The sequence below is a fragment of the Nocardioides sp. genome (genome assembly GCF_044226765.1).
GTDB lineage: Bacteria > Actinomycetota > Actinomycetes > Propionibacteriales > Nocardioidaceae > Nocardioides.
Map to the genome: position 1 here is coordinate 38,552 of NZ_JBGAGJ010000010.1, position 25,885 is coordinate 64,436.

A 25,885-nucleotide genomic window follows, 5' to 3' on the forward strand; every position below is an offset into this window, starting at 1 on the left:
CCTGTCCTGCTCGCTCCAGAGCTGCCTGACCCACGCGGTCCGGGTGCCTGAGAGGTTCCGGGGAGGAATTGCCCCTTCGGCGTCCCCACCGGGCTCGTGGGGACTCTCCCGCGCGGGATAGTCGGCGCGGCCCAATCTACCCGACCGCGCCCCGGCGCCGAACCTTCAGCCGATCTTGCGGGCGGCGCGCCGCGCGGCGAGCTCGTCGCCGGGCGCCGGCGCCTCGTCGGCCTCGGCGGTGCGCTCGCTGGGCAGCTCGGCGAGGGTGCCCTCGATCTCCTGCCAGACGCCGCCGATCGCGATGCCGAACACGCCCTGGCCGCCCTGCAGGAGGTCGATGATCTCGTCGTTGCTGGTGCACTCGTAGACCGAGATGCCGTCGCTCATCAGCGTGACCCGAGTGAGGTCCTCGGTGCCACGGGCCCGCAGGTGCTGGACGGCGGTGCGGATCTGCTGCAGCGAGATGCCGGCGTCGAGCAGCCGCTTGACGACCTTGAGCAGCAAGATGTCCTGGAACGAGTAGAGCCGCTGCGAGCCCGACCCCTTGGCGCCGCGGACCGTGGGCTCGATCAGCCCGGTGCGCGCCCAGTAGTCGAGCTGGCGGTAGGTGATCCCGGCGGCGTTGCACGCCGTCGGCCCGCGGTAGCCGGTGTCGCTGGGCAGCGGCGAGACGTCGTCGGTGAAGAGCAGTCCCTGCTCCTCGGCCGCAGCGGTGGCCTCGGCGACCTCGGCGTTCTCGGTGTGCTGCTCGTTCTCGTTCACACGGTCCTCCGTGGGCTACTCCGTTGTGCGTAACTGCCGGGGGAAGGTGCCGCGCGACCCGAGACAGCCGGGCACCACAGCGGTGGAGTTACAACAGAGACACTTCAAGGTAGGCGCCGATCCCGGGGCCGTCAAAGAGGAGCCTCGGCGTGTCGCAACCCTCACCCTCAGGTTGAGGGTCAGAGTTCTGGCGTCCGTTTCACCGGTCGACCGGGGAAATGTGCAGACACGCCGAGGCGGCCCCCGGCGTGTCTGCACATTTCCCCTGACGACCCCAGGGCGGGGGTGCGTTCGGCCGGCGCGGAAGCTGGCCCGGACGGGCGGTCAGCGCGACTCGAAGTCCTCCGGCGTGACCTGGTCGAGGAACTCGCGGAACTTCTCGACCTCGTCCTCCTGCTCGGCGGGCACGGCGAGACCGGCCTCGTCGAGCACCTCCTCGGCGCACACGATGCGCGTGCCCGTGCGCAGGGCCAGCGCGATCGAGTCCGAGGGGCGGGCGCTGACCTCGGCGCCGGAGCCGAAGACCAGGGTGGCGAAGAAGACGCCGTCCTTGACCTCGGTGATCTGCACCTCGGCGAGCTCGTTGCCGGTCGCCTCCAGCACGTCCTTGAGCAGGTCGTGGGTCAGCGGGCGCGGTGGGACCACGCCCTGCTGGGCGAACGCGATGGCGGTCGCCTCGACGGCGCCGATCCAGATCGGGAGGTACCGCTCCCCCGCGACCTCGCGCAGCAGCACGATCGGCTGGTTCGAGGGCATCTCGACCCTGACTCCCATGACATCGACTTCGCGCACGTGCCCACAGTACCCCCGGGAGGTGGGCCTCGATCCCTGCCGAGCCGGTCAGGGAGAACCTGACGTTGTCAGGCGTTGCAACCCCCGACAACGTCATGAGAAGCCTGACAACCCCGGATGAATCCCCGGCTGACCGGGGATTCATCCACCCGGTCGATCGAGCTCAGCGGGACCGTAGGCCGATCTTGACCAGGGTGGCGTGCAGGCGCACGGAGAGCGCGGCGATCTCGGAGACGGTCTCCTCCGCGCGGGCGCGGGCAGCGGGGTCGCGGCCGGCCTTCTGGGGGGCGACCACCTGCTCGACGAGCCCGACCTCGCGGTCGGCCGCGGTCTTGAAGGCGCGCAGGTGCCGCGGCTCGAGACCGAAGTCGGCGAGCTCGCGCGCCGTCCGGGCGACGACGAGCGCGTCGCTGTCGAAGTGGCCGGTGCCCGGACGCGCCGAGATCAGCCCGAACCGCTCGAGCTCGCCGAGCAGCTCCTCGGAGATCTCGGCGATCTTCAGCAGCTCGCGACGCGAGATCCGCAGCTGGTCGCGCCGCTGGAAGGACTCGGCGCTCGGCAGCCCGTCGGCCGCCAGGGCCACCTGCGGGACGGTCGGCACGACCGGGTCGATCGGCGGCGGCTCGAGGCCGCGGTCGATGGCGTCGAGGTGCTCGCCGATCACCCGCAGCGGCAGGTAGTGGTCGCGCTGCATGCGGAGCACGTAGCGCAGCCGCTCCACGTCGTCGGCGCTGAACTTGCGGTAGCCGGCCGGGGTGCGCTCCGGCTTGATCAGGCCCTTGTCCTCGAGGAACCGGATCTTGGGGATCGTCACGCCGGGGAAGTCCGGGCGCAGCCGATCGAGCACCTCCCCGATGTTCATCCGGGCCCGGGAGGTCGATGACCCGGACGTGGCGGCGGACGCCGAGGCCTCGGTCATCGGGGGCTCACCCGGCCGCGTGCCCCGAGAAGAACACCAGCCGGTACTTGCCGATCTGCACCTCGTCGCCGTCGACCAGCTGGACCCGGTCGATCCGGTCGCGGTTGACGTAGGTGCCGTTCAGGCTGCCGACGTCGCCGACGGTGAAGGTGTCCCCGGTGCGGTGGAACTCCGCGTGCCGCCGCGACACCGTCACGTCGTCGAGGAAGATCTCGCTGTCGGGGTGGCGGCCCGCCGTCACCACGTCGGCGTCGAGGAGGAAGCGGCTGCCCGACCCCGGGCCGCGCTGGACGATGAGGAGGGCGTGCCCGGTCGGCAGCGCGTCCACCGCTGCGGCGTCGACCGGGTTGAGCTGCCGGTCGGAGGTCTCGACCTTGTCGGCGCTGCCGAGGTTGATCGTCGCGGTGGACTCGTCGGCACCCGGCGCCGGCGGGGTCCCTGCCCCGGCCGCGGAGCCGGAAGCCGACGGCACGAGGCGGGTCCCGCACTGGGAGCAGAACCGCGCGTCGTCGGGGTTCTGCTGGCCACACGCAGTGCAGAACGGCATCGCTTCAGTCCTTCGGTCCGGGCGTCCTGACGCACAACCCTCACGGTGACAACCCTCAACGCGGGGTTGAGGTTGATGGTTCTCCCGAACCTATCAGCCGGGCCGGGCCGATCAAGCCACCCCGCCGGGCGGTCGCGCCAGGTCAGGCGTCGAGCGAGGCCTCGTACGCCGCCGCGTCGAGCAGCGCGTCGAGCTGGCTGCGGTCGCTGGGGACGACCTCGAAGAGCCAGCCGCCGCCGTACGGGTCGTTGTTGACCAGCTCGGGGGTCGCGTCCAGGGTGTCGTTGCGTGCGACGACCTCGCCGGAGACCGGCGCGTAGACGTCGCTCACCGACTTCGTCGACTCCAGCTCGCCGCAGGTGCTGCCGCCCTCGACCGTGTCCCCGACCTCGGGCAGCGAGACGTAGACGATGTCGCCGAGGGCGTCCTGGGCGTAGTGGGTGATCCCGATCCGGACCGATCCGGCCTGCTCACCGGGCTCACGCACCCACTCGTGCTCGGTCGTGTACTTCAGGTCGTCGGGGTACAAGGCGTCTCCTCCGGGACGTGGGCTGACGGGCGTGAGGCTACCGGGCCTGCCGCCGATCCGCCGGACCGGTCACGAGGAGGGGGTGGCGAACTGCTGCTTGGCGGGGTCGACGACGCTCTCGATGTCCAGAGAGGTCAGCTGGTCGACGGTGGTGGAGGCGCCGTCGTCGGCGAACAGGTCCCGCGGACCGCCGGGGAAGTTGACGCCGGACTCGTCGAGGGTGTGCGGGTCGCCGATCGCATCGATGACGTACGGCGAGCTGACCAGCTGCCCCCCGACCAGCAGCCCGCCCGGGGCATCCTCGACGGCGGTGTCGGCCACCACTCGCACCTCGCCGTTGACCTGGATCGCCTCGGCTCCGGCGGTGCGCAGCTCCTGGATGGTGTCGACCATGCTCTGGACGTCGACCGCCCCGGTCTCCTCGGTGACGGTCAGCCGGATGCCGGGCCCGGTGACCGGGACCGTCCCGGCGAGGATCGCCAGACTGTCGGCCTGCTGCTGGGCCTGCGCCAGCGCCGCCTCCCGCGCCCCGGTGTCGGACTGGAGGTCGTCGCGGGTGCGCTGGAGCCGCGCGATCTCCGACTCCGCACGCTGGCTGGTGCCGGCGAGGCCGCTGAGGACCTCGACGAGGTCCTGCTCCCGCAGCCCGGCGTAGGTGTTGTCGACGTGGGTGAACCGCACCTGCGTCACCGCGGCGTAGCCCAGCACGGCCAGCAGCACGGCCACCACCAGCTGGCCCCGGGTGGGCCGCACCAGGGCGGTGCGGAGCCGCTCGCGTCCGGAGGGCTGCTGGCCGGTCGCCGGCTCGGCCGGCACCGGCTGGTCGTGCTGCGGCGCGTCAGGCATGGAACAGGTGGCGGCGGATCGCCGCGACGTTGGAGAAGATCCGGATGCCGAGCACGACGATGACGCCCGTGGAGAGCTGCCCGCCGACACCGAGCTTGTCGCCGAGGAAGACGATCGCCGCCGCGATCACCACGTTGCTGATGAACGAGACGACGAAGACCTTGTCGTCGAAGATCCCGTCGAGGTAGGCGCGCAGGCCGCCGAAGACGGCGTCGAGGGCGGCAACGACGGCGATCGGCAGGTAGGGCTCGAGTCCGAGCGGCACATCGGGCTGGAAGACGACGCCCAGGACGATGCCCACGAGCAGGCCGAGCGCCGCGATCACTGCGGTACCCCCTTCTCACGCTGTTGATCGTGCTGGTTCTGCTCGGCCGTACCCTTCACGGCGAAGCGCAGTCGCGCAACTCGGGCCGGAGCGGCCGGAAGCGTCTGCTGGTCCACATTCTCCATGCTCCAGGGGAATCCGAAGGTGTCGGCCGTGTCGCGGAACCGCAGTCCGGTCGTGGTCTCCATCAGGTCTGCCTGGAGCGTCTGCTCGTCGCCGATCGCCGTCACGACGTACGGCGGCGACAGCGACCGGTTGTTGACCCGGATCGCGTCCCCCGAGTTGCGGATGGCGGACCGCGCGGTGAGCCGCTGGCCGTTGACCGCGATCGCCTCAGCGCCGGCCCGCCAGAGCCCGTTGACCACCAGGCGCAGGTCTCGGTCGCGGACCAGCGTCCCGTCGGCGGCGTCGTCGACGGTGACGCGGACCCCCGGGCCCGAGACCGCACCGAAGCCGGTGGCCGCCCCCGCGCGCTGCAGTCGGGTGGCCGCGGCCTGCTGGTCGCTGGTCACCCGGTCGAGCCTGGTCTGCTGGGCGACGACCGCCTCGCGCAGGCGCACGATGCGCCGCTGCAGGTCGGCGAGCCGGTCCTGGCCGGCGGAGATCTGGGCGACCAGCGTGGTCCGGCTGGCGCTGCGGACGTCCTGCCCGGCCGAGGTCTGGACGGCGGCGATCGCGACCATGAGGCCGAAGACGGCGACGACGACGGCGGCGGTCCAGTGCGGGCGTGGCCGCGTGCTGCCCCGCTGGGCGCGCTCCCGGTGCGGCCGACCGGTGGACTCCCCCGGTGGCGCGGCGGACGCGCGGCGGTCGGCGACGACGCGGTAGTCCTCGTCGAGGGCCTGCTGGGTGATCAGCGTCAGCAGCGGGATGTTCGCCCGGTCGACCGGGGTTGCCGCCGGGACGGTCGGCGCCTCAGGCACCGGAGGCCGCCGGCCGTCGCTCGGTGGTGCGCAGCAGCGTCCGTACCTGCCAGGCGTAGAGGATGCCCGCCCACCAGTAGAGACCGATCCCCCAGATCGCGAAGGCCCAGCCGAACACGTCGGCCAGGGTCGCCAGCGTCCCGTCACCGTCGCCCAGCAGCAGCAGGGGGAAGGCGTAGAGGAGGTTGAAGGTCGCGGCCTTGCCCAGGAAGTGCACGGGCAGCGCGCTGTAGCCGCGCGTGCGCAGGAGTGGCACCAGGCCCCACAGCAGCAGGTCGCGCAGGGGCAGCGAGAGCGCGACCCACCACGGGATCACGTCGCGCAGCGCGAGCCCGACGACCACCGCGAGGATGTAGAGGCGGTCGGCCACCGGGTCCAGCACCTGGCCCAGCGCCGAGGTCTGGTCCAGGCGGCGGGCGAGGTAGCCGTCCAGGAAGTCGGTGACGCCCATGACCGCCAGCAGCACCAGCGCCCAGCCGTCGGCCTCGGGGCCGAGCACCAGCCACAGGAACACCGGCACGCCGGCCAGCCGCAGCATGCTGAGCAGGTTGGGCACCGTCCAGACGCGGCTGTCCCGTCCGCGCGTCGAGTCCTCCGCCACTGCCTGCCCGTCTGCTCTCCCGGCCGGTGCGCCCGGCCTGCCGACGCCACCTTAACGGCGGTCCGGGCCCACCGCGTCCTCGTGGTGGGCCGCGTCGCGGATCTCGCCCACCAGCTCCTCGATCACGTCCTCCAGCGTGGCGAGGCCGAGGGTGTGCCCCTCCTCGTCGACCACGCGGGCCATGTGGGCGCCGCGGCGCTGGAGCGTCTCGAGCACGTCGTGCAGCGGCTCGGCCTCGCCGACCGGTGCGAACGGACGGATCCACTTGTCCTCGACCGGCCGCTCACGGCGAGCGTCGTCGGTCTCGAGCACGTCCTTGATGTGCAGGTAGCCGAGCAGCTCGTCGCCGGCGGCCACCGGGAACCGGCTGAACCCGGTCGCCGCGCAGAGTGCCTCGATCTCGGCGCCCGTCGCGCCGCGCTCGACGGTCGTCAGCGAGGCCGGTGGCATCAGCACCGCGGCCGCGGTCTTCTCGGTGAAGCCGAGCGCCCCGGCCAGCCGGTCGTACTCGTCTGCCGCGAGCAGGCCCTCGCCCCGCGACTCCTCGACGAGGGCGGCCACCTCCTCGCGGGTGTACGTCGACGCCACCTCGTCGGTGAGCCGGGCACCGAGCAGCCGCAGCATGAGCGCGGCGATCGCGTTGATGACGACGACGACCGGGCGCAGCACGGTCACGATCGCCCAGATCGGGGGGCCCAGGACGAGCGCGGCGCGGTCGGGCGCCGCGAGCGCGATGTTCTTGGGGATCATCTCGCCGAGCACCACGTGCAGGTAGACGACCACGGACAGCGCGATCACGAACGAGACCGGGTGGAGCAGTCCCGGAGGCAGGTGGAGCGCGTGCAGCACCGGCTCGACGAGGTGGGCGACCGCCGGCTCGCCGACCGCGCCGAGCACGAGCGAGCACACGGTGATGCCGAGCTGGTTCACCCCGATGACGAGCGCGATGTTCTCCATCGCCTTGATCGTGGTCCGCGCCATCCGCGACCCGGCCTCGGCCCGGGGCTCGATCTGGGTGCGCCGCGCCGACACCAGGGCGAACTCGGCCCCGACGAAGAAGGCGTTGCCGAGCAGCAGCAGCACGGCGACGAGGACGGCGGTCGACGGGCTCACGGGGCACCGCCGTCCGCGTCGGGCACCCGCAGCCTCAGCCGGTCGATCCGCAGGCCGTCCATGCGTTCGACCGTGAGGACCGCGAGGCGCTCGCGGACCTCCTCCGGGTCGGTCCGGTCGGGCACGGCCACCTCGGCTCGGTCGCCGACCTCGGGGACCCGGCCGAGCAGCCGCAGCACCAGGCCCGCGATCGTGTCGTAGTCCTCGTTCTCGGGCAGCTCGACCCCGGTGACGTCGTCCACCTCGTCGGGCCGGAGCAGGCCGGACAGCGACCAGGAGCCGTCGCGGTGCCGGCGCGCGTTCGCACTGAGCCGGTCGTGCTCGTCGGAGATGTCGCCGACGATCTCCTCGACGACGTCCTCCAGGGTCACGATGCCGGCGAACCCGCCGTACTCGTCGAGGACGACCGCGAGCTGGAAGCTCTCGTCGCGCAGCTGGGCCAGCAGCGGGTCGAGTCGCAGGGAGTCCGGGACGACGATCGGCCGCGCGACCAGGTGCTTGACCCGCGTCGTCGCCCGCTCGCCGACCGGCAGCGCGACCGCGTTCTTCACGTGCACCGTGCCGACGACGTTCTCCTCGGCGTCGAGCACAGGGAAGCGCGAGTGACCGGTCTCCCGGGTCAGCTCGATGACCGCGGCGGCCCGGTCGTTGGCGTCCAGGCTGACGGTCCGCACCCGCGGCGTCATGATCTCGCCGGCGGTGCGCGCCCCGAACTCGACCGAGCGCTCCATCAGCTCCGCGGTCTCCGCGTCGAGGGTCCCGAGGTCGGCGGAGCGCTGCACCAGCGACGCCAGCTCGGTGGAGCTGCGCGCCGAGCGCAGCTCCTCCTGCGGCTCGATGCCGAGCCGGCGCACCACCGCGTTCGCCGACCCGTTGAGGACCTTGATCGGCCCGCGGACCGCCGCGGTGAAGGTGCGCTGGAACCGTTGGGTGGCCCGGGCGACCGCCATCGGCTTGGCCAGGGCGAGGTTCTTGGGGACCAGCTCGCCGAAGATCATCGTCAGCACGGTCCCGAGCGTCAGGCCTACGGCGACCGCGATGGGCGTCACCGCGTTCGGCGACACACCGGCGGCGAGCAGCGGCCCGTCGATGAGGTCGGCGATCGCCGGCTCCGCGAGGTAGCCGATGGCCAGGTTGGTGACCGTGATGCCGACCTGCGCCCCGGAGAGCTGGGTCGACAGCGACCGCAGGGCCTGCTGCAGCCCACGGGCACTGCTGTCACCGGAGGCCGCGGCCTGCTCGACCTGGCTGCGGTCGACGGTGACGAAGCTGAACTCGGCCGCGACGAAGACACCGCACGCGGCGATGAGGAGCAGTGCTGCCAGCAGCAGCAGCCAGGCGGTCATCGTGGCTCTCCTCGCCCGTCGGCAGGACGACGGCTGGAGAGCTGGGGACTGTGGGAGCCGTCCATGGGGCGGTCGTGGGGTCCTCACGGTGTGGGGTCGGTCCCCTGATCGTAGCGGTCGGGTGCGTCGGGCGCCCTTCCGGCCGAAACCGCCCGCGGCGCGCCCCACGGACCTAGCCTGGACCGACCGCGGTGTCACCGGCCCGCGGCCGACTCGGGAGCCAGCATGACGATCGCGCCAGCCCGCGACACGACCGTTCCGCTGCTGCCCGCCGCCGCCCGGCACCTGGTCGGCCGGTTCTCCTACGGCATCACCCCGGCGCTCGAGCGCGAGGTCACGGCCGCCGGGGGCGCCGGACCATGGTTCGAGCGCCAGCTGACGCCCGGGTCCATCCCCGATCCAGACGCCGACGCGCTGCGGGCCTGGTGGCCGAGCCTGTCGCGGACGCCCACCGACCTGTGGCAGCGCCAGCGGTCCGGAGTCGAGGGTGGGTGGGAGGTCATGCTCGACTACCAGCGCTGGGTGCTGCTGCGCCGGATGCGCTCCCGGCGACCGGTCCTGGAGATGCTCACCGAGCTGTGGGAGAACCACTTCAACGTCCCGGCGAGCGGCGACGCCCAGTGCTTCTGGCGCGTCGACTTCGGCGACACGGTCCGCGCCGGCGCCCTGGGCAGCTTCGAGGACCTGCTGCAGGCCGTGGTGACCCACCCCGCGATGCTCATCAACCTCGACAACGTGACCTCCGACCGCACCCACCCCAACGAGAACCTCGGCCGCGAGCTGCTCGAGCTGCACACCGTCGGCCGGGGCCACTACGGCGAGGACGACGTCAAGGACTCCGCCCGGATCCTCACCGGCTGGAGCGTCGACATGTGGGACACCTTCCGCCCGGAGTACCGCACCGCGTGGCACTGGCGCGGGCCGGTGCGGGTGATGGGGTTCTCCCACGCCAACGCCGACTCCGACGGCCGCGCGGTCACGGCCTCCTACCTGAGCTACCTGGCCCACCACCCCGCCACGGCCCGCCGGGTCGCCCGCAAGCTCGCGGTCAAGTTCGTCCGCGACGACCCCTCCGACGCCCTGGTCGGTCACCTCGCGGCGGTCTACCTCGCGAACGACACCGCCATCGTCCCGGTGCTGCGCGCCCTGGTCCGGACCGACGAGTTCCGCCGGTCCGTGGGCGCGAAGGTCCGCGACCCCGGCGAGGACCTGGTCGCGACGTACCGGGCCCTGGACCTGCGCGTGGCCGCGCCGCCGCCCACCGCCGCCGGCGAGCGGTACGCCGCCAACCAGCTGCTCTGGCAGGCCTCGAACATCGGGCAGATGCCGTTCGGCTGGCCGCGCCCGGACGGGCAGCCGCTCGACAACCGGTCCTGGGCGTCGCCCTCGCGGATGATGGCGTCGATGGAGACCCACGTCGGGCTCGCCGGCGGATGGTGGCCCGACCGCGGCATCACCTACCACCCCCCGGCGTGGTGGGCCCCGCGCCTGCCGGTGCGCTTCGACGTCCTGGTCGACCACGTGTCCCGCCGGATCCTGCACCGCCCCGCGACCGCCCAGCTGCTGCGCGCCTGCTGCCAGGCCACCGGCGCCGGGCCGCGCGAGCGGATCACCAGCGACCACCCCGTGGTGCGCTGGGACATGTTCCGCGTCCTGTCCACCTGCCTCGACTCCCCCGCCTTCCTGACCCGCTGACCCGTGGACCGACCCATGACTCCCACCACCCCGACGCCCTGCTGTGACGAGATGCTGCGGATCTCCCGCCGGACCCTGCTCGGTGGTGCCGCCGCCCTGGCCGGGGCGACCACCCTGATCGGCACCGCGGCGGTCACGACCTCGGCCGCCTCCCCGACGCCGGCCCCTGCCGTGCTGGTCGTGCTGTCCCTGCGGGGGGCCTGCGACGGGCTGTCCCTGGTGGTCCCCCACGGGGACCCGGTCTACTACTCCGCCCGCCCGACCATCGCCGTCCCGGCCGAGCGGCTCCTGGTCGCCGACGAGATGTTCGGCCTGCATCCCCAGCTCGCACCGCTGGTGCCCCTGTGGCAGGCCGGTCGGCTCGCTGCCGTCCACGCGACCGGGCTGCCCACGCCGAATCGGTCCCACTTCTCGGCGATGGAGGAGGTCGAGGACGCCGACCCGGGATCGACCGTGCGCACCGGCTGGCTCAACCGCCTCATCGGCACCGACGCCAGCAGGTCGCCGCTCCAGGGCTTCAACGTCGGCGGTGGTGTGGTCCCGACGTCCCTCTTCGGTCCGCAGGAGGTCATCTCGGCCTGGGGGGTCGACTCCCTCCAGATCTCCGGCGACGACGACGCGAGCACCACGCAGCGACGGCGCACGTCGCTGCACACCCTGTGGGACGGCGACCGCGGCCCCCTGGGCGACGCGATGCGGTCGCTGTTCGACGCGATCGACGACTTCGCCCCGGCGCGCGCGACCTCCGACCACCGCGACGCCTATCCGGACACCGACCTCGGCCGGGCGCTCTCGGAGGTCGCACGCGTGATCCGCGGCGACGTCGGGGTCGAGGTGATCACCGTCGACCAGGGCGACTGGGACATGCACTCCGACCTCGGCCGCGTCGACCACGGCCGGCTGCACGACAACGCCGGTGACCTGGCCACGTCGCTGGCGGCGTTCTTCGGTGACCTCGGCAGCCAGGCGTCGAAGGTGACCCTGGTGACCATCAGCGAGTTCGGCCGGCGCGTGGTCGAGAACGGCAGCGGTGGGCTCGACCACGGCTACGGCAACGTGATGCTGCTCGCCGGCGCCGGCGTCCGCGGCGGGCGCTACTACGGGAGCTGGGCCGGCCTCAGCGACGACGACGACGCCGACCTCCTGGTCACCACCGACTACCGCAGCGTGCTCTCGGAGGTCGTGACCAGCAGGTTCGACGCATCGACGGCCACCGTGTTCCCGGGCTTCTCCCCCGAGCCGGTCGGCGTGATGGCCTCGCGCTGACCGGCCACCCTGGACGAGAACACGTTCTACCTGGGACAGTGACGCCCGTGCGCGTCATCCAGTGGGCGACCGGCGGGGTCGGCAGGGCCGCGATCGAGGCGGTGCTCCAGCACCCCGAGCTCGAGCTGGTGGGCTGCTGGGTCCACTCCGCGACCAAGGACGGTCTGGACGTCGGCGAGATCATCGGCACCGGACCGCTCGGCGTCCGTGCGACCCAGAGCGTCGAGGACATCGTGGCGCTCGAGGCCGACGCGGTGGTCTACGCACCGCTGATCCCCGACCGGGACGAGGTGGCCGCGCTCCTGCGCTCGGGCAAGAACGTCGTCACGCCGGTCGGCTGGTTCTACCCGACCGAACGTGACGGCGCGCCACTCGCCGCTGCCTGCCTCGAGGGCGGCACCACCCTGCACGGCACGGGGATCAACCCCGGCGGCATCACCGAGCTGCACCCGCTGATGTTCTCCGCGCTCTCCTCGGCCGTGACGTTCGTGCGCGGTGAGGAGTTCTCCGACATCCGCACCTACGATGCCCCCGACGTGGTGCGCCACATCATGATGTTCGGCGGCCTGCCCGAGGACGCGATGGGCGGCCCGATGCTGGGCCTGCTCTCCGGCGGGTTCATCCAGTCCGCCCGGATGTGCGTCGACACACTCGGCTTCGCGGCCGACCCCGAGATCCGCACCTCGCAGGAGGTCGCGGTCGCGACGGCGCCCATCGACACGCCCATCGGCGTCATCGAGCCCGGCCACGTCGCGGCCCAGCGGTTCGTCTGGGAGGCCTACGTCGGCGACGCCTGCGTGGTCCGGATCGCGGTCAACTGGCTGATGGGCGAGGAGCACCTCGACCCGCCGTGGACCTTCGGCCCGGAGGGTGAGCGGTTCGAGGTCGAGGTGCAGGGTGACCCGGACTGCTTCGTCACGATCAAGGGCTGGCAGCCCGAGTCCGTCGAGGCCGGCCTGGCGCGCAACCCCGGCGTGGTCGCCACCGCCGTCCACTGCGTCAACTCGATCCCCTACGTCGTCGCCGCCGACCCGGGGATCAAGACCTACCTGGACCTCCCGCTCGTCGCCGGCCGCGCCCACCCCGACCTGCGTCGCTGACGTCGCGGTCCCCCTGCCGGCCCGGCGGGTCGCCCAGGTAGCCGCCCAGCAGGCGGCGCAGCAGCGCCGACGCCCGCTCCGGGTCGCCGGCGCCACCCGGGCCCTCCACGTGGTCGGCCCCGGTCGCGCGGGAGGCGTGCACGACCATGGCGTCGACCAGGTCGGCCACCGCGCCGGGGTCGGGTTCACCCAGGTCGGCCAGCGCCTCTCGCAGCGGGCCCTGGAGACGGACGTGGAACTCCTGCATCGGTCCCCGCAGGACCTGGGGGTCCACCACCCGGACCAGTGCCTGCGCGACCGCCTGCTCGGAGCCGGCGAAGAGCGCCAGGTTGGCTTCGACGTAGGCCCAGACCCGCTCCGCGGGCTCCTCGGCCGCCTCGACGCGAGCCCGCACCTGGGCAGCCCAGTCGGGGAGGACGTCACCGACGACCACCTCGAGGAGCGCCTCGGGCGAGTCGAAGTACTGGTACACGCTGGTGCGTGCCAGACCGGCGCGGCGCCCCACCGCCGCCATCGACGGAGCGGAACCGGTCTCCGCGAGCAGCGCGCGGGCCGCGTCCAGCAGGGACCGGCGCTGGCGGGCACGGTGCTCGGCGACCGTCGGTGCGTCGATCCGCGGCACCTGGCCTCCTGTCAGCTCGTGGACCCGCGACAGTGTGCCAGTCAGTGCGAGCGGTAGGTGGCTGCCATGTCCAGGTCGCCGTGCCCGTCGTCGACGGCGCGGGCGAAGTGGGCGCGGATGCCGGGCATCAGGGCCAGGTCGACCCCGGCGCCCTCGGCCGCGGCCAGGATCAGGTCGACGTCCTTGAGCGCGGTGGCGAGCGCGAACGCGGCCGGGAGCTCGTCGTCGAGCATCGCGGTGCCCTTGAGCTGGACGTACGGCGCGTCGAGCGCACCGCCGCGGACGACGTCGAGGAAGAGGCGTGGGTCGATCCCGAGGTCGCGCGCCAGCGCCAGTGACTCGGCGACGCCCTCGACGACCGTGAACACCCAGGCGTTCGCGGCGAGCTTGAGCCGGGACCCGGCGCCGGCCGGCCCCAGCCACACGGTCCGGGAGCCGATCGCGTCGAAGACGCCGGCGACCGCGTCCCGCGCGTCGTCGGGCCCGGAGGCGAGCACGAGGAGCGCCCCGTCCTCGGCCGGCTTCCTGGTGCCGAGCACGGGCGCGTCGACGTACACGAGACCGAGCTCGGCCGCGAGGCGTCCGAGCCGGTCGGCGCCGTCGACGCCGACCGTCGTGCTCTGTACCCAGACGACGCCGTCGGTGAGCGAGTCGCGGACGGCCGCCATCGTCTCGGCCACGGAGTCGGCGTCGAACAGCATGGTGACCACGATCCCGGCGCCTGCCACGGCGTCCGCGGCGGCGTCGGCGACGGTCGCCACGTCAGCGAGCGGTGCGGCCTTGTCGGGGGTGCGGTTCCAGACCCGGAGCGGGAGCCCGGCGGCGGCGATGTTGCGCGCCATGCCGGCGCCCATCGTGCCGGTCCCGAGCAGGGCCACGGTCGGTGCGTCGCTCATGCGCCCGACCGTACGTCGGCTCGCAAGCCGTCCCGGTCAGCGACCGGCGTGCTGCGTGGTCCGGGTGCCGTGCGGCGCGTGCGGAGCGCCGCCGGTGTCGCTGCTCACCTGCTGGACGACCGCCCGGTCGTCGTGGCTGATCCGGTCCAGTGCCCGGTTGACGTCGCTGACCTGCACGAGCAGGCACAGACCGGCGACGGCGAGCACCAGCACCATCGCCACGGCGTGCAGGATCTCACGCATCGAAGTTCCCCCCAGAAGCTTCGTCGTGCCGGGAGAAGCCCCCTTCTCCCTGTCTCCAGGCTGGCACACGAGGGGGGCGCGGACGAGGCCGAACCGCCGCCTTGCGCAAGTCTGGAGGAACTCCCTCTTGCGCCCTGTGGGTCAGACGATCCCGTCCAGGCGCGCCACGGCCGCCTCGAACTCCTCGACCAGCGAGGCGACCACGTCGGCGACGGGACGCACCTGGTTCATCCGGCCCACGATCTGGCCGACCGGCATCGAGATGACGTCGGGGTCGCCGGAGGCGTTGATCCGGTTGTGAGCGTCGGCCACCAGCAGGTTCTGCAGCGGCATCGGCAGTGGCGAGGGCGCGCCTTCCTCCGCCCAGGCCTCGGTCCACCTCGTCTTGAGCAGGCGCGCCGGCTTGCCGGTGTAGATGCGGGTGCGCACCGTGTCCGAGGAGGTCGCCCGCGTGAACGCCTCGGTCCAGCCCGCGTTCGACTGGAGGTTCTGGTACTCCTCGGTGCCGAGCCAGATCGATCCGGTCCACACCCCCTGGGCGCCGAGCGCCAGCGACGCGGCGATCTGGCGGCCCGAGCCGATGCCGCCGGCGCCCAGCACCGGGACGTCCGGTCCCACGGCGTCGACGACGTCGGGCTGCAGGACCATGCTCGCGATCTCACCGGTGTGACCGCCGGCCTCGTAGCCCTGGGCCACGATGATGTCGACCCCGTTCTCCACGTGGCGCTGCGCGTGTCCCGCGGTGCCGGCCAGGGCGGCGACCTTGATGCCCGCCGCGTGGCAGGTCTCGATGACGTCGACCGGCGGCGAGCCCAGCGCGTTCACGATGAGCACCGGCCGGTGCTTGAGCGCCACGTCGAGGTGCGAGCGGGCGACCGAGTGCAGCCACCCGAGCACCCCCTCACGCCCCTCGCCCTCGGGCAGCGGCGGCACCCCCAGCTTCTGCAGCGTGCGCTCGACGAAGTCGATGTTCTCCTGCGGGATCAGTGACCTCAGGTCCACCGACGTGCCCTCGGTCGGCATCTTCATCGGCATGACGATGTCGACGCCGTACGGCTTGCCGTCGGTGTTGTCGTCGAGCCAGGCCAGGGTCTCCTCGAGCTCGTCGGGGTCGTTGAAGCGCACGCAGCCGAGCACCCCGAGGCCCCCTGCCCGGGACACCGCGGCGGCGACGTGCTGGGACGGGGTGAACGCGAAGATCGGGAGCTCGATCCCGAACTCGTCGCAGATGGGGGTGCGCATGCGATGGCCTCTGCTTCCCGGGACTGGTGTGGCTGGCTGGTGGCGGTGCGTCAGACGGAGGTGGGGTCGACGGTCGGCGCCTTGGCGGCGAACCCGGCCATGGCGATCTCCTTGGCCGCGGGGTACTGCGCCTTGCCGGTGGCGTTGCGCGGGACCCGGTCGACGATCGTGAGCGAGCGCGGCAGCTTGTAGCCGGACAGGTGGGAGCGCAGGAACGTGCGCAGCTCCTCCAGCTCCAGCGTCTGGCCCTCGCGCAGCTCGACGACGGCCGCGACCGCCTGCCCGTACTTCTCGTCGGGGACGCCGACCACGAGGACGTCGTAGACGGCGTCGTGGTGCTTGATCGCCATCTCGACCTCCTCGGGGTAGACCTTCTCGCCGCCGGTGTTGACGCAGTTCGACCCGCGCCCCAGCAGCGTGACCCGGTTGCCCTCCTCGATGCGGGCGAAGTCCCCCGGCACGGAGTAGCGGGCCCCGTCGATCTCGATGAACGTCGCGGCCGACTTGGCCGGGTCCTTGTAGTAGCCGACCGGCACCGAGCCACCCCGGGCCAGCCGCCCGGTGCGGCCGACGTTGGTCTCCATGTCCAGGATCTTGTTGTCCTCGTCGAGGACCACGCTGCCGGGGCCGAGCCCCACGACCGGTCCGTCGGTCGAGATGTTGTTGGGGTCCTGCATGCCCATGCCGCCGAACCCGGTCTCGGTGGACCCGACCGAGTCGGTGAACACCGCGTTCGGGAACGCTGCCATCCAGCGCGCCTTCACCGGCGGGCTGAAGATGGCCGCGCTGCTGGAGATGGCGAACAGGCTGGAGCCGTCGTACGGCGTGCCGGTCGCGGCCTTCTCCTCGTAGGCATCGATGAGCGGGCGGGCCATCGCGTCGCCGGTCATGAAGATCAGCTGCACCTTCTCGCGCTCGATGATCTCCCAGGTGCGGACCGGGTCGAACTTCGGCTCGAGGATGGTCAGGTGGCCGGCGAACAGGTGCATGAGCAGCCCGGCCTGCGCGCCGCCGTGCATGAGGGGGCTGAGCGGGAAGGTGACCATGCGGGGGTCGTTGGCCTGGCTGGACTGGGTGTACTCCTCCAGCGGCTCGCCGGTGTAGAAGTCGATCCCGCCGCCGAGCACCCGCCAGAAGTCCTCGTGGCGCCACATGACGCCCTTGGGGAAGCCGGTGGTGCCGCCGGTGTAGATGATGTGGATGTCGTCGGGGCTGCGCTCGCCGAAGTCGCGCTCCGGGCTCTGGCCGGCGATCGCGTCGTCGTAGTGCACACCGCCGTAGGAGGAGTAGTCCGACTCGTCGGCGGGGTCGAGCGCGTCGTCGACGACGACCGCGACCCGCAGCTGGGCGTGCTTGGGCCAGCAGGCCGCCACGAGCGGCGCGTAGGAACGCTCGTGGATCAGCGCCACCACGTCGGCGTTCTCGAAGATGTAGTCGAGCTCGCTCTCGACGTAGCGGTAGTTCACGTTGATCGTGGTGGCGCGGATCTTGACGATCGCGAGCGTCGCGACGACGTGCTCGATGCTGTTCTTGGCATAGATCGCGACGTGGTCGCCGGGGCCCACGCCCTGGGACTGCAGGTAGTGCGCCAGCCGGTTGGCGTCGGCCTCCAGCTCGGCGTACGTCACGACGCGGTCCCCGACCTTGACCGCCAGGTTGTCGGGAGCGGCATCGACGGCGTGCTCGAAGAGGTCAGCGATGTTGTGAGCCACGGCGCGAGACTAGAACACGTTCTCGTTCTTGGCTAGCATCCCGACCCATGACCGACGCCCCGCCCGAGCAACCGCCCCACGAGCCGCACTGCCTCGTGGAGCAGGACGGGCACAAGCTCGTCGTCACGATGAACCGACCCGAGTCCCGCAACGCCCTGTCCGGCGAGATGCTCGCGATCATGGAGGACGCCTGGGACCGGGTGAACTCCGACGACGAGATCCGGGTCTGCATCCTCACCGGCGCGGGCGGCTACTTCTGCGCCGGCATGGACCTCAAGGCCGCGACCAAGCGCTCCCCCGACGACAGCTTCAAGGCCGGGTTCGACCCGTCGGTGCTCAAGGGACTGCTCAAGGGGTTCCGTCTCACCAAGCCGCTGATCGCCGCCGTCGAGGGCCCGGCCATCGCCGGCGGCACCGAGATCCTGCAGGGCACCGACATCAGGATCGCGGGCGAGTCGGCGCGCTTCGGCGTCGCGGAGGCCCGGTGGAGCCTCTACCCGATGGGCGGCTCGGCGGTGCGGCTCCCCCGCCAGATCCCCTACACCGTCGCCGTGGAGATGCTGCTCACCGGCCGCCAGGTCAAGGCCCCCGAGGCCAAGGAGATCGGGCTCATCGGCCACGTCGTGCCCGACGGCGAGGCGCTGACCAAGGCGCACGAGATCGCCGACCTGATCTGCGCCAACGGGCCGCTGGCCGTCCAGGCGATCCTGCGGACCGTGCGGGACTCCGAGGGCCGCCACGAGGACGACTGCTGGGCCGACGACGCACGGGTGGGCATGGCCGTGTTCGCCTCCGAGGACGCCAAGGAGGGCCCGCGCGCGTTCGCCGAGAAGCGCGCCCCGCAGTTCAAGGGCCGCTGAGCGGGTTCGGCGCACCGCGGGGCGACCCACCTGGCAGACTCGTCGGTGATGCCGTGGCCGACCTGGGACCAAGCCGCCGTGGCCGCACTGATCAGCATCCTGGTGTGGCTGGGGCTGCGAACCGTGCGCCCGGCCCGGCTCCCCCACCAGCAGTCCCACCTCGAGCCGTTCGCCCTCGAGTTCGCCTTCGTCGCCTCGCTGTACGCCGTGTGGCGGCTGGCCCGGATGCTGCCATTGGCGACCACGACCGGCGCGATGGGCCGAGGACGCGACATCGCGTCGCTCGAGCAGGCGATGCACCTGCCCAGCGAGCTCTCGGTGCAGCAGTTCGTGCTCAGCCGCGACTGGCTGGCGTCGGCGACCAGTTGGTACTACGCCACCGTCCACGTCCCGGCCCTGCTGGTCTTCCTCGCTTGGATGTTCTTCCGGCACCGGGACAAGTACCCCCACTGGCGCAACGGCCTGGTCGTCTGCACCGCCGGGTGCCTGGCGATCCGGTTCGTGCGCGTGGCTCCCCCACGGTTCTTCCCCGACCTGGGCTACGAGGACCTCGCCCAGCACTACGGGATCTCGGTCTACGGCCCCGACGTCCAGCGCGGCGTGTCCGACCAGTTCGCCGCGATGCCCTCGATCCACGTCGGCTGGGCCGCCGTCGTCTCGCTCGGCATCGTCGCGGCGAGCACGAGTATCTGGCGGTGGGTCTTCCTCCCCCACGTCATCCTCACCACGCTCGTCGTCGCCGCCACCGCCAACCACTGGTGGCTCGACGGTGCGGTCGCCGTGGTGCTGCTGCTCGTCGGCCTCGCGGTCGACACCGCCGTGCGCCGCTACCGCGCCGCTCGCCGCGTGGCGGCCGCCGAGGACCCGGTGCCCGCGCCGGTCGCGGCCGCCGAGCCGTCCGGCTAGCGCGGACCCGCTCAGCCGACCGCCCGGTCGCCCGTCCAGAACCGCGCGCGCAGCGCCTTCTTGTCCGGCTTGCCGAGACCGGTCAGCGGCAGCGCGTCGGTGACGATGACCTGCTTGGGCGACTGCACCGACCCCTTCCGCTCCTTCACCATCTCCTGGATCTCGGCGGTCATCCGGGCGATCGACTCCTCGTCGGCCGGTGCGTCCGGCCGCAGCACCACGATCGCGGTCACCGCCTCGCCGAACTTCTCGTGCGGCGTGCCGATCACCCCCACCTGCGCGACCGAGGGGTGCGTCGCGACGACGTCCTCGACCTCGCGGGGGAAGACGTTGAACCCGCCCGTGACGATCATGTCCTTGGTGCGGTCGACGATGTACCAGAAGCCGTGGTCGTCCTCCCGCGCGACGTCCCCGGTGTGCATCCAGCCGTCGCGGAAGGTCTCGGCCGTCTCGTCGGGCAGCTTCCAGTAGCCGCCCGCCAGGAGCGGTCCGGCCACGCAGATCTCCCCGGGCTCCCCGACCGGCACCGGCCGACCGTCCTCCCCGAGGAGCGCGGTCCGCAGGAACGCCGACGGCCGTCCGCAGGACGCGAGCCGGCCGACGTCCCCGCCCTCGGCCACGGCCGCGGCGTGGTCGGCGCGAGACATGTAGCTGATCGTCATCGGCGCCTCGGACTGACCGTAGTACTGGGCGAAGATCGGGCCGAACCGCTCGATCGCCTCCTTCAACCGGACCGGGTTGATCGCGGAGGCGCCGTAGTAGACGGTCTCCAGCGACGACAGGTCGCGGGTGTGCGAGTCGGGGTGGTCCATCAGGGCGTAGAGCATCGACGGGACCAGCATGGTCGCGGTGATCCGCTGCTCCTCGATGGTCCGCAGCACCTCGGCCGGGTCGAACTTGGCCAGGACGTAGAGGCAGCCGCCCTTGAGCACCGTCGGCACGAAGAACGCGGCACCGGCGTGCGACAGCGGGGTGCACATGAGGAACCGCGGCGCCTCCGGCCACTCCCACTCCGCCATCTGGATCTGGGTCATGGTGTTCATCTGGCGCGACAGCCCGATGACGCCCTTGGGCTTGCCCGTCGTGCCCCCGGTGTAGGTGATCGACACGACGTGGTCGGGGTCGAGGGTCACCGCCTCCAGCGGCACCGGCTCGAACGACGCGGCGGTCGCGACCAGGTCCTGCCCGACGTGGGCGAGCTCGTCGGGCACGGGGCCGATCGTGAGCACCTTCTCCAGGCGCGGGCAGCGCTCGAGCAGCCCGAGCACGCGCTCGACGAACATCGGCACCGGGTCGATGGTGATGCTGGTGATCTCGGCGTCGTTGATCACGTAGGCGTGGTCGTCCAGCGAGCCCAGCGGGTGCAGCGACGTGCGCCGCAGGCCCTGGGTCTGCCCCGCACCGAGGATGAAGAGCACCTCGGGGCGGTTGAGCGCCAGCAGGGCTCCCGCCGTCCCGCGCCCGGCGCCGAGCGCCTCGAAGGCCTGGACGTACTGGCTCATCCGCTCGGCGGCCTGGCCGCCGGTGATCGTGGTGTCGCCGAGGTGCATCACCGGCTCGTCGCGGTGCCGCTTGAGCGCGGCGACCATGAGATGGCCGTTGTGGGTCCCGAGGCGCAGGTCGTGGGTGTCGGCGTGCGTCATGGCCCTGAGACTAGAACGTGTTCTAGCCCAGGGCCAGCCCTCCGGCGACGTTCGTCAGGAGGTCAGCGCACGCCGGCGCGGGCCGAGCAGGTCGGCCAGGCGCCCCAGCCCTGCCCGCGGCGGATCCGCTCGGCGACCTTGATCTGCTGGCGCTTGGACGCCTTGCTCGGGAGCGAGGCGAACCGGCCGCCGCCGTACCCGCGCCAGGTGCTCCCGCTGATCTGGAGACCGCCGTAGTAGCCGTTGCCGGTGTTGATGTGCCAGTTCCCGCCGGACTCGCACTGGGCGATCCGGTTCCAGGTCCGCGTGGTCGCGGCGCCGGCCGGGGCGTCGAGCACCACGACGGGCGCGAGGGTGGCGGCAGCGAGGGCGGCCGCGGACGCGAGGGTGCGCATGCGCATGGTGAGGTCCTCCGGGGCGCCTGCGAGGTGAGCTGTCGGGTTCGGGCTGGAGCTGCCCGGCCACCGCCGCTGTCGACGGATGGCTTCACCCCGAGGGCCTGTGCGGCCCGTGGAACCTGTGGGTCCCCCGCTCCTGCCCGGAACGTACGTCGTGGGGCCACCCGCCCGGGCAGGACTCGGCGCTCGGATGGCCGTCCCGCGTGCGCGAGACGTCATCGAGGGTGGCCGATCACGCCCTCCCGCCGCAAACCGACGCGCCTGTGGCGCCGCTCACGCGAGCAGCTCGGCCACCGCCCTGACCTCGCCGGCGGACCGGCAGCTGAGCAGCAGCGTGGTCACACCGGTCTCCTCCCACTGGGCGACCCTCTCCTTGACCTCGCCGGCCGTGCCGATGATGTGCATGTCGTCGACCAGCTCGTCGGGGATCAGGGCCGTGGCCCGGTCCTTCTCGCCCCCCAGGTAGAGCTTCTGCACCTCGGCAGCGAGGTCCTCGTAGCCCATCCGGACGAACACCTGGTTGTGGAAGTTCGCCTCCTTGGCGCCCATCCCGCCCATGTAGAGCGACACGAAGGGGCGCATCGCGTCCAGGACCGCTGCCTTCTCCTCGGGTCCGCTCACGACCTGCAGGTGGCAGGTCGCGGCGATCTCGAAGTCCGCACGCGTGCGCCGCGCGCCGGGACGGGCGAAGCCCTCGTCGAGCCACGGCTGGTACATGCCGGCCGACCTCGGGGTGTAGAAGATCGGGATCCAGCCGTCGGCGATCTCGGCGGTCTGGGCGACGTTCTTGGGCCCCTCCGCCCCCAGCCAGATCGGCACGTCAGCACGCAGCGGGTGCACGATCGGCTTGAGCGGCTTCCCGAGCCCGACCGACCCCTCACCGTGGTAGGGCAGGGGGTAGTGCGGACCGTCGTTGGTGACCGGCGCCTCGCGGGCGAGGACCTTGCGGATGATGTCGACGACCTCGCGGGTGCGGGCCAGCGGCCGGCCGAACGGCTGCCCGTACCAGCCCTCCACGACCTGGGGCCCGCTCACGCCCATGCCGAGCACGACGCGGCCGCCCGAGAGGTGGTCGAGGGTCATCACGTGCATGGCGATCGAGGTCGGGGTGCGCCCCGACATCTGCACGATCGAGGTCCCCAGCCGCAACCGGGAGGTCTCGCGGCCCCACCACGCGAGCGGGGTGAAGGCGTCGCTCCCCCATGCCTCGGCGGTGAAGACGGCGTCGAAGCCGGCCTCCTCGGCCGCCGCCACGAGCTCGCCGACCCCCTGCGGGGGCTGCGCTCCCCAGTAGCCGAGCTGCAGTCCCAGCTTCATGTTGCTCTCCTTGTCCGGTGGCCGTCGGGTCTGTTGCCCGATCCTAGAACGTGTTCTACTTTCGGACCATGACACGAACACTGTCAGCACCGGTCACCGTAGCGTTCGACTACACCCGCTCGACGGGACCGGTCCTCGGCGCCTTCCTCACCGGGCTGCGCGACGGACGGGTCGTCGGCGGCCGGACCTCGGACGGCCGGGTCGTCGTCCCGCCGCCCGAGTTCGACCCGGTCACCCACGAGGCGCTGACCGACCTCGTCGACGTCGGCTCGACCGGGACGGTGACCTCGTGGACCTGGGTGCCCGAGCCCGTCAAGGGCCAGCCCTTCGACCGGCCGTTCGCGTTCGCGCTGGTGACGCTGGACGGCGCCGACGCGCCGTTCCTGCACGCGCTCGACGTGTCGTCGCCGGACGAGGTCAGCACCGGGATGCGGGTGCAGGTGCGCTGGGCGTCCGAGCGGGTCGGCGCGATCACCGACATCGCGTGCTTCGAGATGGCGAGCGCGGATGGCTCCGGGGTCTCGACAAGCTCGACCACCGGCGAGCCGGTCACGGGAGTCGTCGTGCCGGTCTCCCTGGACTACCTGTACGCCGCCTCCCCCGAGGAGAGCGCGTTCTACCGAGGCCTCAACGAGGGCCGGATCGTCGGTCAGCGCTGCCCCACCTGCCAGAAGGTCTACGTCCCGCCGCGCAGCGCCTGCCCGGCCGACGGCACCCCGACCGCGGAGGAGGTCGAGGTCTCGCAGACGGGCACCATCACGACGTTCTGCATCGTGAACGTGCCGTTCCTCGGTCAGAAGATCACCCCGCCGTACGTCTCCGCGTACGTCCTGCTCGACGGCGCCGACATCGCCGTGCTGCACCTCATCCTGGGCGTTCCTGCCGACGAGGTGCGGATGGGGATGCGGGTGAGGGCGGTGTGGAAGCCCCGCGAGGAGTGGACCTACTCGCTGGAGAACATCGACCACTTCGAGCCGACCGGCGACCCCGACGCCGACTACGACACCTACAAGCAGCACCTCTGAGCCAGGAGAGCCAGTCCATGAGAGACGTTGCCGTCGTCGGGTTCGCCCAGCGACAGATGGAGGAGTTCGACGGGTCGCCGACCTGTGTCGAGCTGCTCGTCCCGCTGTTCGCCGAGTGCTACGAGCAGACCGGCTGGACCCGCCACGACGTGGGGTTCTGGTGCTCCGGTTCGTCCGACTACCTGGCGGGCCGGTCGTTCTCCTTCGTCTCGGCGGTCGACGCGATCGGCGTCATGCCACCGGTGAACGAGTCCCACGTGGAGATGGACCTCGCGTGGGCGATGTACGAGGCCTGGATCAAGATCCAGACCGGCGAGGTCGACACCGCGCTGGTCTACGCCTTCGGCAAGAGCTCGGCCGGAGTGCTGCGCCGGACGCTCGCCCTGCAGCTCGAGCCGTACACGATGACGCCGCTGTGGGTGGACACCGTCTCCCTGGCGGGCCTGCAGGCCCGGGCCGGGATCGACGCCGGGACCTGGGACGAGCGGGCGATGGCGGAGGTGGCCAACCGGTCGCTCACGGACGCGGAGAAGAACGAGTACTCGATCCGCAAGGGGGGCTCGTCGGTGGAGGAGCTGCTCGCCCGACCTCTGTACGCCGACCCGCTGCGCAAGCACGACTGCTCCCCCGTGACCGACGGGGCGGCGGCGCTCGTCCTCGCGGCGGGAGACAGGGCCCGCGAGGTGCGGGACCGGCCGGCCTGGATCTCCGGGCTCGCGCACCACATCGACCCGATCAGCATGGGCACGCGCGACCTGACCCGCTCACCCTCCGCGGCGCGCGCTGCGGCCGCCGTCGACCTCGACGGCGTCGAGCTCGCCGAGCTCCATGCCCCCTTCAGCCACCAGGAGCTGATCCTGCGCCGCGAGCTCGGCCTGGCCGACGACGTCCGCATCAACCCGTCCGGCGGGGCGCTGACCAGCAACCCGATGTTCTCCGGCGGCGGCATCCGCGTCGGCGAGGCGGCGTCCCGGATCTGGTCCGGCGACGTGACGAAGGCCGTCGCCCACGCGACGTCCGGTCCGGCCCTGCAGCAGAACCTCCTGTGCGTCCTGGACGCCACTCCCGAAGGGGCGAGCAACTGATGGCCAAGCAGCCGGCAGCCGTGGTCGGGATCGGCCAGACGCACCACCGCGCCAAGCGCGAGGACGTCTCGATGGCCGGGTTGTGCCGCGAGGCGATCGACCGGGCCCTCGCGGACGCGGGGATGACCCTCGACGAGATCGACGCGATCGTCGTCGGCAAGGCACCCGACCTCTTCGAGGGCGTGATGATGCCCGAGCTCTTCCTCGCCGAGGCACTGGGCGCCGCCGGCAAGCCGCTGCTGCGGGTGCACACCGCCGGATCGGTCGGCGGGTCCACGGCGATCGTCGCGTCGTCGCTGGTGCAGGCCGGCGTGCACCGCAAGGTGCTGACCGTCGCCTACGAGAAGCAGTCCGAGTCCAACGCGATGTGGGCGCTCTCGGTGCCGCTTCCGTTCAACATGCCGGTGCACGCGGGCGCCGGGGGCTACTTCGCCCCGCACGTGCGGTCCTACATCCGGCGCTCGAACGCACCGACCCACGTCGGCGCGATCGTGGCCGCCAAGGATCGGCAGAACGCGCTCAAGAACCCCTACGCGCACCTGAAGAACCCGGACACGACGGTCGAGTCGGTGCTCGCCTCGCAGATGCTCTGGGACCCGATCCGCTACGACGAGACCTGCCCGTCGTCGGACGGCGCCTGCGCGCTGGTCATCGTCGACGAGGACACCGCGACGGCCTCGCCGAACCCGGCGTGGATCCACGGCACCGTGATGCGCTCGGAGGCGACCACCGCGGCCGAGCGTGACCAGGTCAACCCGCAGGCGTCCCGCGACGCGGCGGCGGCGCTGTGGAAGCAGGCCGGCATCACCAACCCGATCGAGGAGATCGACGCGGCCGAGATCTACGTGCCGTTCTCCTGGTTCGAGCCGATGTGGCTGGAGTCGCTCGGATTCGCCGAGGAGAACGGCGGCGGCTGGCGACTGAGCGAGTCGGGCGCCACCGCCATGGACGGGAGGATGCCGGTCAACTGCTCGGGCGGCGTGCTCTCGTCCAACCCGATCGGCGCCTCGGGGATGCTGCGGTTCGGCGAGGCGGCGCTGCAGGTGCGCGGCGCGGCCGGTGAGCACCAGGTCGACGGCGTCCGCCGGGCCCTGGGCCACGCCTACGGCGGCGGGTCGCAGTTCTTCGCGATGTGGGTGGTCGGGTCGGAGAAGCCCTCCAACTAGCGGCGC

At 72.1% G+C, this 25,885-nt stretch carries 27 protein-coding genes and 2 riboswitches; of the genes, 8 read left to right on the forward strand and 19 right to left on the reverse strand.

The genetic code is table 11. The features are described 5' to 3' along the window. Positions 1–25: 25 nt before the first annotated feature. A riboswitch (glycine riboswitch) is annotated at positions 26–121 on the reverse strand. Positions 122–165: 44 nt separating this feature from the next. The 11 genes from ACILRH_RS18105 to ACILRH_RS18155 form a co-directional block, all read right to left on the reverse strand. Then, positions 166–762 (reverse strand): MerR family transcriptional regulator, encoded by a 597-nt coding sequence (locus ACILRH_RS18105; protein WP_395695455.1) that lies wholly within the window; start codon positions 760–762, stop codon positions 166–168. Between the two features lie 324 nt (positions 763–1,086). Next, the gene (locus tag ACILRH_RS18110) at positions 1,087–1,554 is read right to left on the reverse strand and encodes a bifunctional nuclease family protein (RefSeq protein WP_395695456.1); all 468 of its coding nucleotides are present in this window, start codon (positions 1,552–1,554) and stop codon (positions 1,087–1,089) included. Between the two features lie 163 nt (positions 1,555–1,717). After that, a complete protein-coding gene (locus ACILRH_RS18115) occupies positions 1,718–2,473 on the reverse strand; it encodes a MerR family transcriptional regulator (RefSeq protein ID WP_395695457.1) in 756 nt (251 codons plus the stop codon). Between the two features lie 7 nt (positions 2,474–2,480). After that, on the reverse strand, positions 2,481–3,020 hold the full coding sequence (locus ACILRH_RS18120; protein ID WP_395695458.1) for an FHA domain-containing protein: 540 nt from the start codon (positions 3,018–3,020) through the stop codon (positions 2,481–2,483). Between the two features lie 142 nt (positions 3,021–3,162). Then, a complete protein-coding gene (gene gcvH / locus ACILRH_RS18125; protein ID WP_395695459.1) occupies positions 3,163–3,549 on the reverse strand; it encodes a glycine cleavage system protein GcvH in 387 nt (128 codons plus the stop codon). A gap of 69 nt (positions 3,550–3,618) precedes the next feature. After that, positions 3,619–4,395, reverse strand: coding sequence for a DUF881 domain-containing protein (locus ACILRH_RS18130; protein WP_395695460.1), 777 nt, complete (start codon positions 4,393–4,395; stop codon positions 3,619–3,621). Next, the gene (locus ACILRH_RS18135) at positions 4,388–4,720 is read right to left on the reverse strand and encodes a small basic family protein (protein ID WP_395695461.1); all 333 of its coding nucleotides are present in this window, start codon (positions 4,718–4,720) and stop codon (positions 4,388–4,390) included. Before ACILRH_RS18135 ends, ACILRH_RS18130 begins: the two co-directional genes overlap by 8 nt. Next, positions 4,717–5,643 carry a DUF881 domain-containing protein gene (locus tag ACILRH_RS18140; protein ID WP_395695462.1) on the reverse strand — a complete coding sequence of 309 codons (927 nt, stop codon included), beginning with the start codon at positions 5,641–5,643 and terminating at the stop codon, positions 4,717–4,719. Before ACILRH_RS18140 ends, ACILRH_RS18135 begins: the two co-directional genes overlap by 4 nt. Then, positions 5,636–6,181 (reverse strand): CDP-alcohol phosphatidyltransferase family protein, encoded by a 546-nt coding sequence (locus tag ACILRH_RS18145; protein WP_395695592.1) that lies wholly within the window; start codon positions 6,179–6,181, stop codon positions 5,636–5,638. Before ACILRH_RS18145 ends, ACILRH_RS18140 begins: the two co-directional genes overlap by 8 nt. A gap of 114 nt (positions 6,182–6,295) precedes the next feature. Next, positions 6,296–7,357, reverse strand: coding sequence for a hemolysin family protein (locus tag ACILRH_RS18150; protein WP_395695463.1), 1,062 nt, complete (start codon positions 7,355–7,357; stop codon positions 6,296–6,298). Next, the gene (locus tag ACILRH_RS18155) at positions 7,354–8,703 is read right to left on the reverse strand and encodes a hemolysin family protein (protein ID WP_395695464.1); all 1,350 of its coding nucleotides are present in this window, start codon (positions 8,701–8,703) and stop codon (positions 7,354–7,356) included. The genes ACILRH_RS18150 and ACILRH_RS18155 overlap by 4 nt, the downstream gene beginning before the upstream one ends. Before the next feature lie 225 nt (positions 8,704–8,928). Between ACILRH_RS18155 and ACILRH_RS18160 the strand changes: the two genes are divergently transcribed. The 3 genes from ACILRH_RS18160 to ACILRH_RS18170 are packed head-to-tail and all read left to right on the forward strand — an operon-like array spanning position 8,929 to position 12,764. After that, complete coding sequence (locus ACILRH_RS18160) at positions 8,929–10,398, forward strand: DUF1800 domain-containing protein (RefSeq protein ID WP_395695465.1); 1,470 nt, start codon at positions 8,929–8,931, stop codon at positions 10,396–10,398. Positions 10,399–10,413: 15 nt separating this feature from the next. Continuing rightward, on the forward strand, positions 10,414–11,664 hold the full coding sequence (locus ACILRH_RS18165) for a DUF1501 domain-containing protein (protein ID WP_395695466.1): 1,251 nt from the start codon (positions 10,414–10,416) through the stop codon (positions 11,662–11,664). Positions 11,665–11,711: 47 nt separating this feature from the next. Further along, positions 11,712–12,764, forward strand: coding sequence for a hypothetical protein (locus ACILRH_RS18170; protein ID WP_395695467.1), 1,053 nt, complete (start codon positions 11,712–11,714; stop codon positions 12,762–12,764). Here ACILRH_RS18170 and ACILRH_RS18175 read toward each other — a convergent pair. The 5 genes from ACILRH_RS18175 to ACILRH_RS18195 all read right to left on the reverse strand — a co-directional run bounded on the left by ACILRH_RS18175 (position 12,703) and on the right by ACILRH_RS18195 (position 17,479). After that, on the reverse strand, positions 12,703–13,386 hold the full coding sequence (locus ACILRH_RS18175; protein ID WP_395695468.1) for a TetR/AcrR family transcriptional regulator: 684 nt from the start codon (positions 13,384–13,386) through the stop codon (positions 12,703–12,705). The two genes, ACILRH_RS18170 and ACILRH_RS18175, sit on opposite strands and share 62 nt — an antisense overlap. 41 nt (positions 13,387–13,427) lie before the next feature. Further along, positions 13,428–14,282, reverse strand: a complete 855-nt coding sequence (locus ACILRH_RS18180; RefSeq protein WP_395695469.1) for an NAD(P)-dependent oxidoreductase — start codon at positions 14,280–14,282, stop codon at positions 13,428–13,430. Between the two features lie 36 nt (positions 14,283–14,318). Beyond that, a complete protein-coding gene (locus ACILRH_RS18185) occupies positions 14,319–14,525 on the reverse strand; it encodes a hypothetical protein (RefSeq protein ID WP_395695470.1) in 207 nt (68 codons plus the stop codon). A gap of 141 nt (positions 14,526–14,666) precedes the next feature. Continuing rightward, entirely contained in the window at positions 14,667–15,767 is a 1,101-nt protein-coding gene (locus tag ACILRH_RS18190) for an NAD(P)H-dependent flavin oxidoreductase (RefSeq protein WP_395695471.1), read from the reverse strand. A gap of 50 nt (positions 15,768–15,817) precedes the next feature. After that, positions 15,818–17,479 (reverse strand): acyl-CoA synthetase, encoded by a 1,662-nt coding sequence (locus ACILRH_RS18195; RefSeq protein ID WP_395695472.1) that lies wholly within the window; start codon positions 17,477–17,479, stop codon positions 15,818–15,820. Between the two features lie 47 nt (positions 17,480–17,526). Between ACILRH_RS18195 and ACILRH_RS18200 the strand changes: the two genes are divergently transcribed. Together ACILRH_RS18200 and ACILRH_RS18205 are read left to right on the forward strand one after the other, a co-directional pair. After that, positions 17,527–18,339, forward strand: coding sequence for a crotonase/enoyl-CoA hydratase family protein (locus tag ACILRH_RS18200; protein ID WP_395695473.1), 813 nt, complete (start codon positions 17,527–17,529; stop codon positions 18,337–18,339). 48 nt (positions 18,340–18,387) lie between these two features. Next, positions 18,388–19,245: a phosphatase PAP2 family protein gene (locus ACILRH_RS18205; protein ID WP_395695474.1), complete on the forward strand. Its 858-nt coding sequence runs from the start codon at positions 18,388–18,390 to the stop codon at positions 19,243–19,245. 11 nt (positions 19,246–19,256) lie between these two features. Here the strand turns inward: ACILRH_RS18205 and fadD8 are convergent, their stop codons facing one another. The 3 genes from fadD8 to ACILRH_RS18220 form a co-directional block, all read right to left on the reverse strand. After that, positions 19,257–20,888: a fatty-acid--CoA ligase FadD8 gene (fadD8, locus tag ACILRH_RS18210; protein WP_395695475.1), complete on the reverse strand. Its 1,632-nt coding sequence runs from the start codon at positions 20,886–20,888 to the stop codon at positions 19,257–19,259. A 62-nt stretch (positions 20,889–20,950) separates the two neighbouring features. After that, on the reverse strand, positions 20,951–21,289 hold the full coding sequence (locus ACILRH_RS18215) for a transglycosylase family protein (RefSeq protein WP_395695476.1): 339 nt from the start codon (positions 21,287–21,289) through the stop codon (positions 20,951–20,953). 21 nt (positions 21,290–21,310) lie between these two features. After that, positions 21,311–21,432: riboswitch (cyclic di-AMP (ydaO/yuaA leader) on the reverse strand. Positions 21,433–21,559: 127 nt separating this feature from the next. Next, positions 21,560–22,603 (reverse strand): LLM class F420-dependent oxidoreductase, encoded by a 1,044-nt coding sequence (locus tag ACILRH_RS18220; RefSeq protein WP_395695477.1) that lies wholly within the window; start codon positions 22,601–22,603, stop codon positions 21,560–21,562. A 68-nt stretch (positions 22,604–22,671) separates the two neighbouring features. Between ACILRH_RS18220 and ACILRH_RS18225 the strand changes: the two genes are divergently transcribed. Genes ACILRH_RS18225 through ACILRH_RS18235 form a run of 3 tightly spaced genes read left to right on the forward strand, consistent with a single transcriptional unit; the run spans position 22,672 to position 25,879 of the window. After that, positions 22,672–23,628 carry a Zn-ribbon domain-containing OB-fold protein gene (locus ACILRH_RS18225; RefSeq protein ID WP_395695478.1) on the forward strand — a complete coding sequence of 319 codons (957 nt, stop codon included), beginning with the start codon at positions 22,672–22,674 and terminating at the stop codon, positions 23,626–23,628. A gap of 17 nt (positions 23,629–23,645) precedes the next feature. Further along, complete coding sequence (locus ACILRH_RS18230) at positions 23,646–24,713, forward strand: thiolase domain-containing protein (RefSeq protein ID WP_395695479.1); 1,068 nt, start codon at positions 23,646–23,648, stop codon at positions 24,711–24,713. Further along, entirely contained in the window at positions 24,713–25,879 is a 1,167-nt protein-coding gene (locus ACILRH_RS18235; protein WP_395695480.1) for a thiolase domain-containing protein, read from the forward strand. Before ACILRH_RS18230 ends, ACILRH_RS18235 begins: the two co-directional genes overlap by 1 nt. The last annotated feature ends 6 nt before the right edge of the window (positions 25,880–25,885 follow it).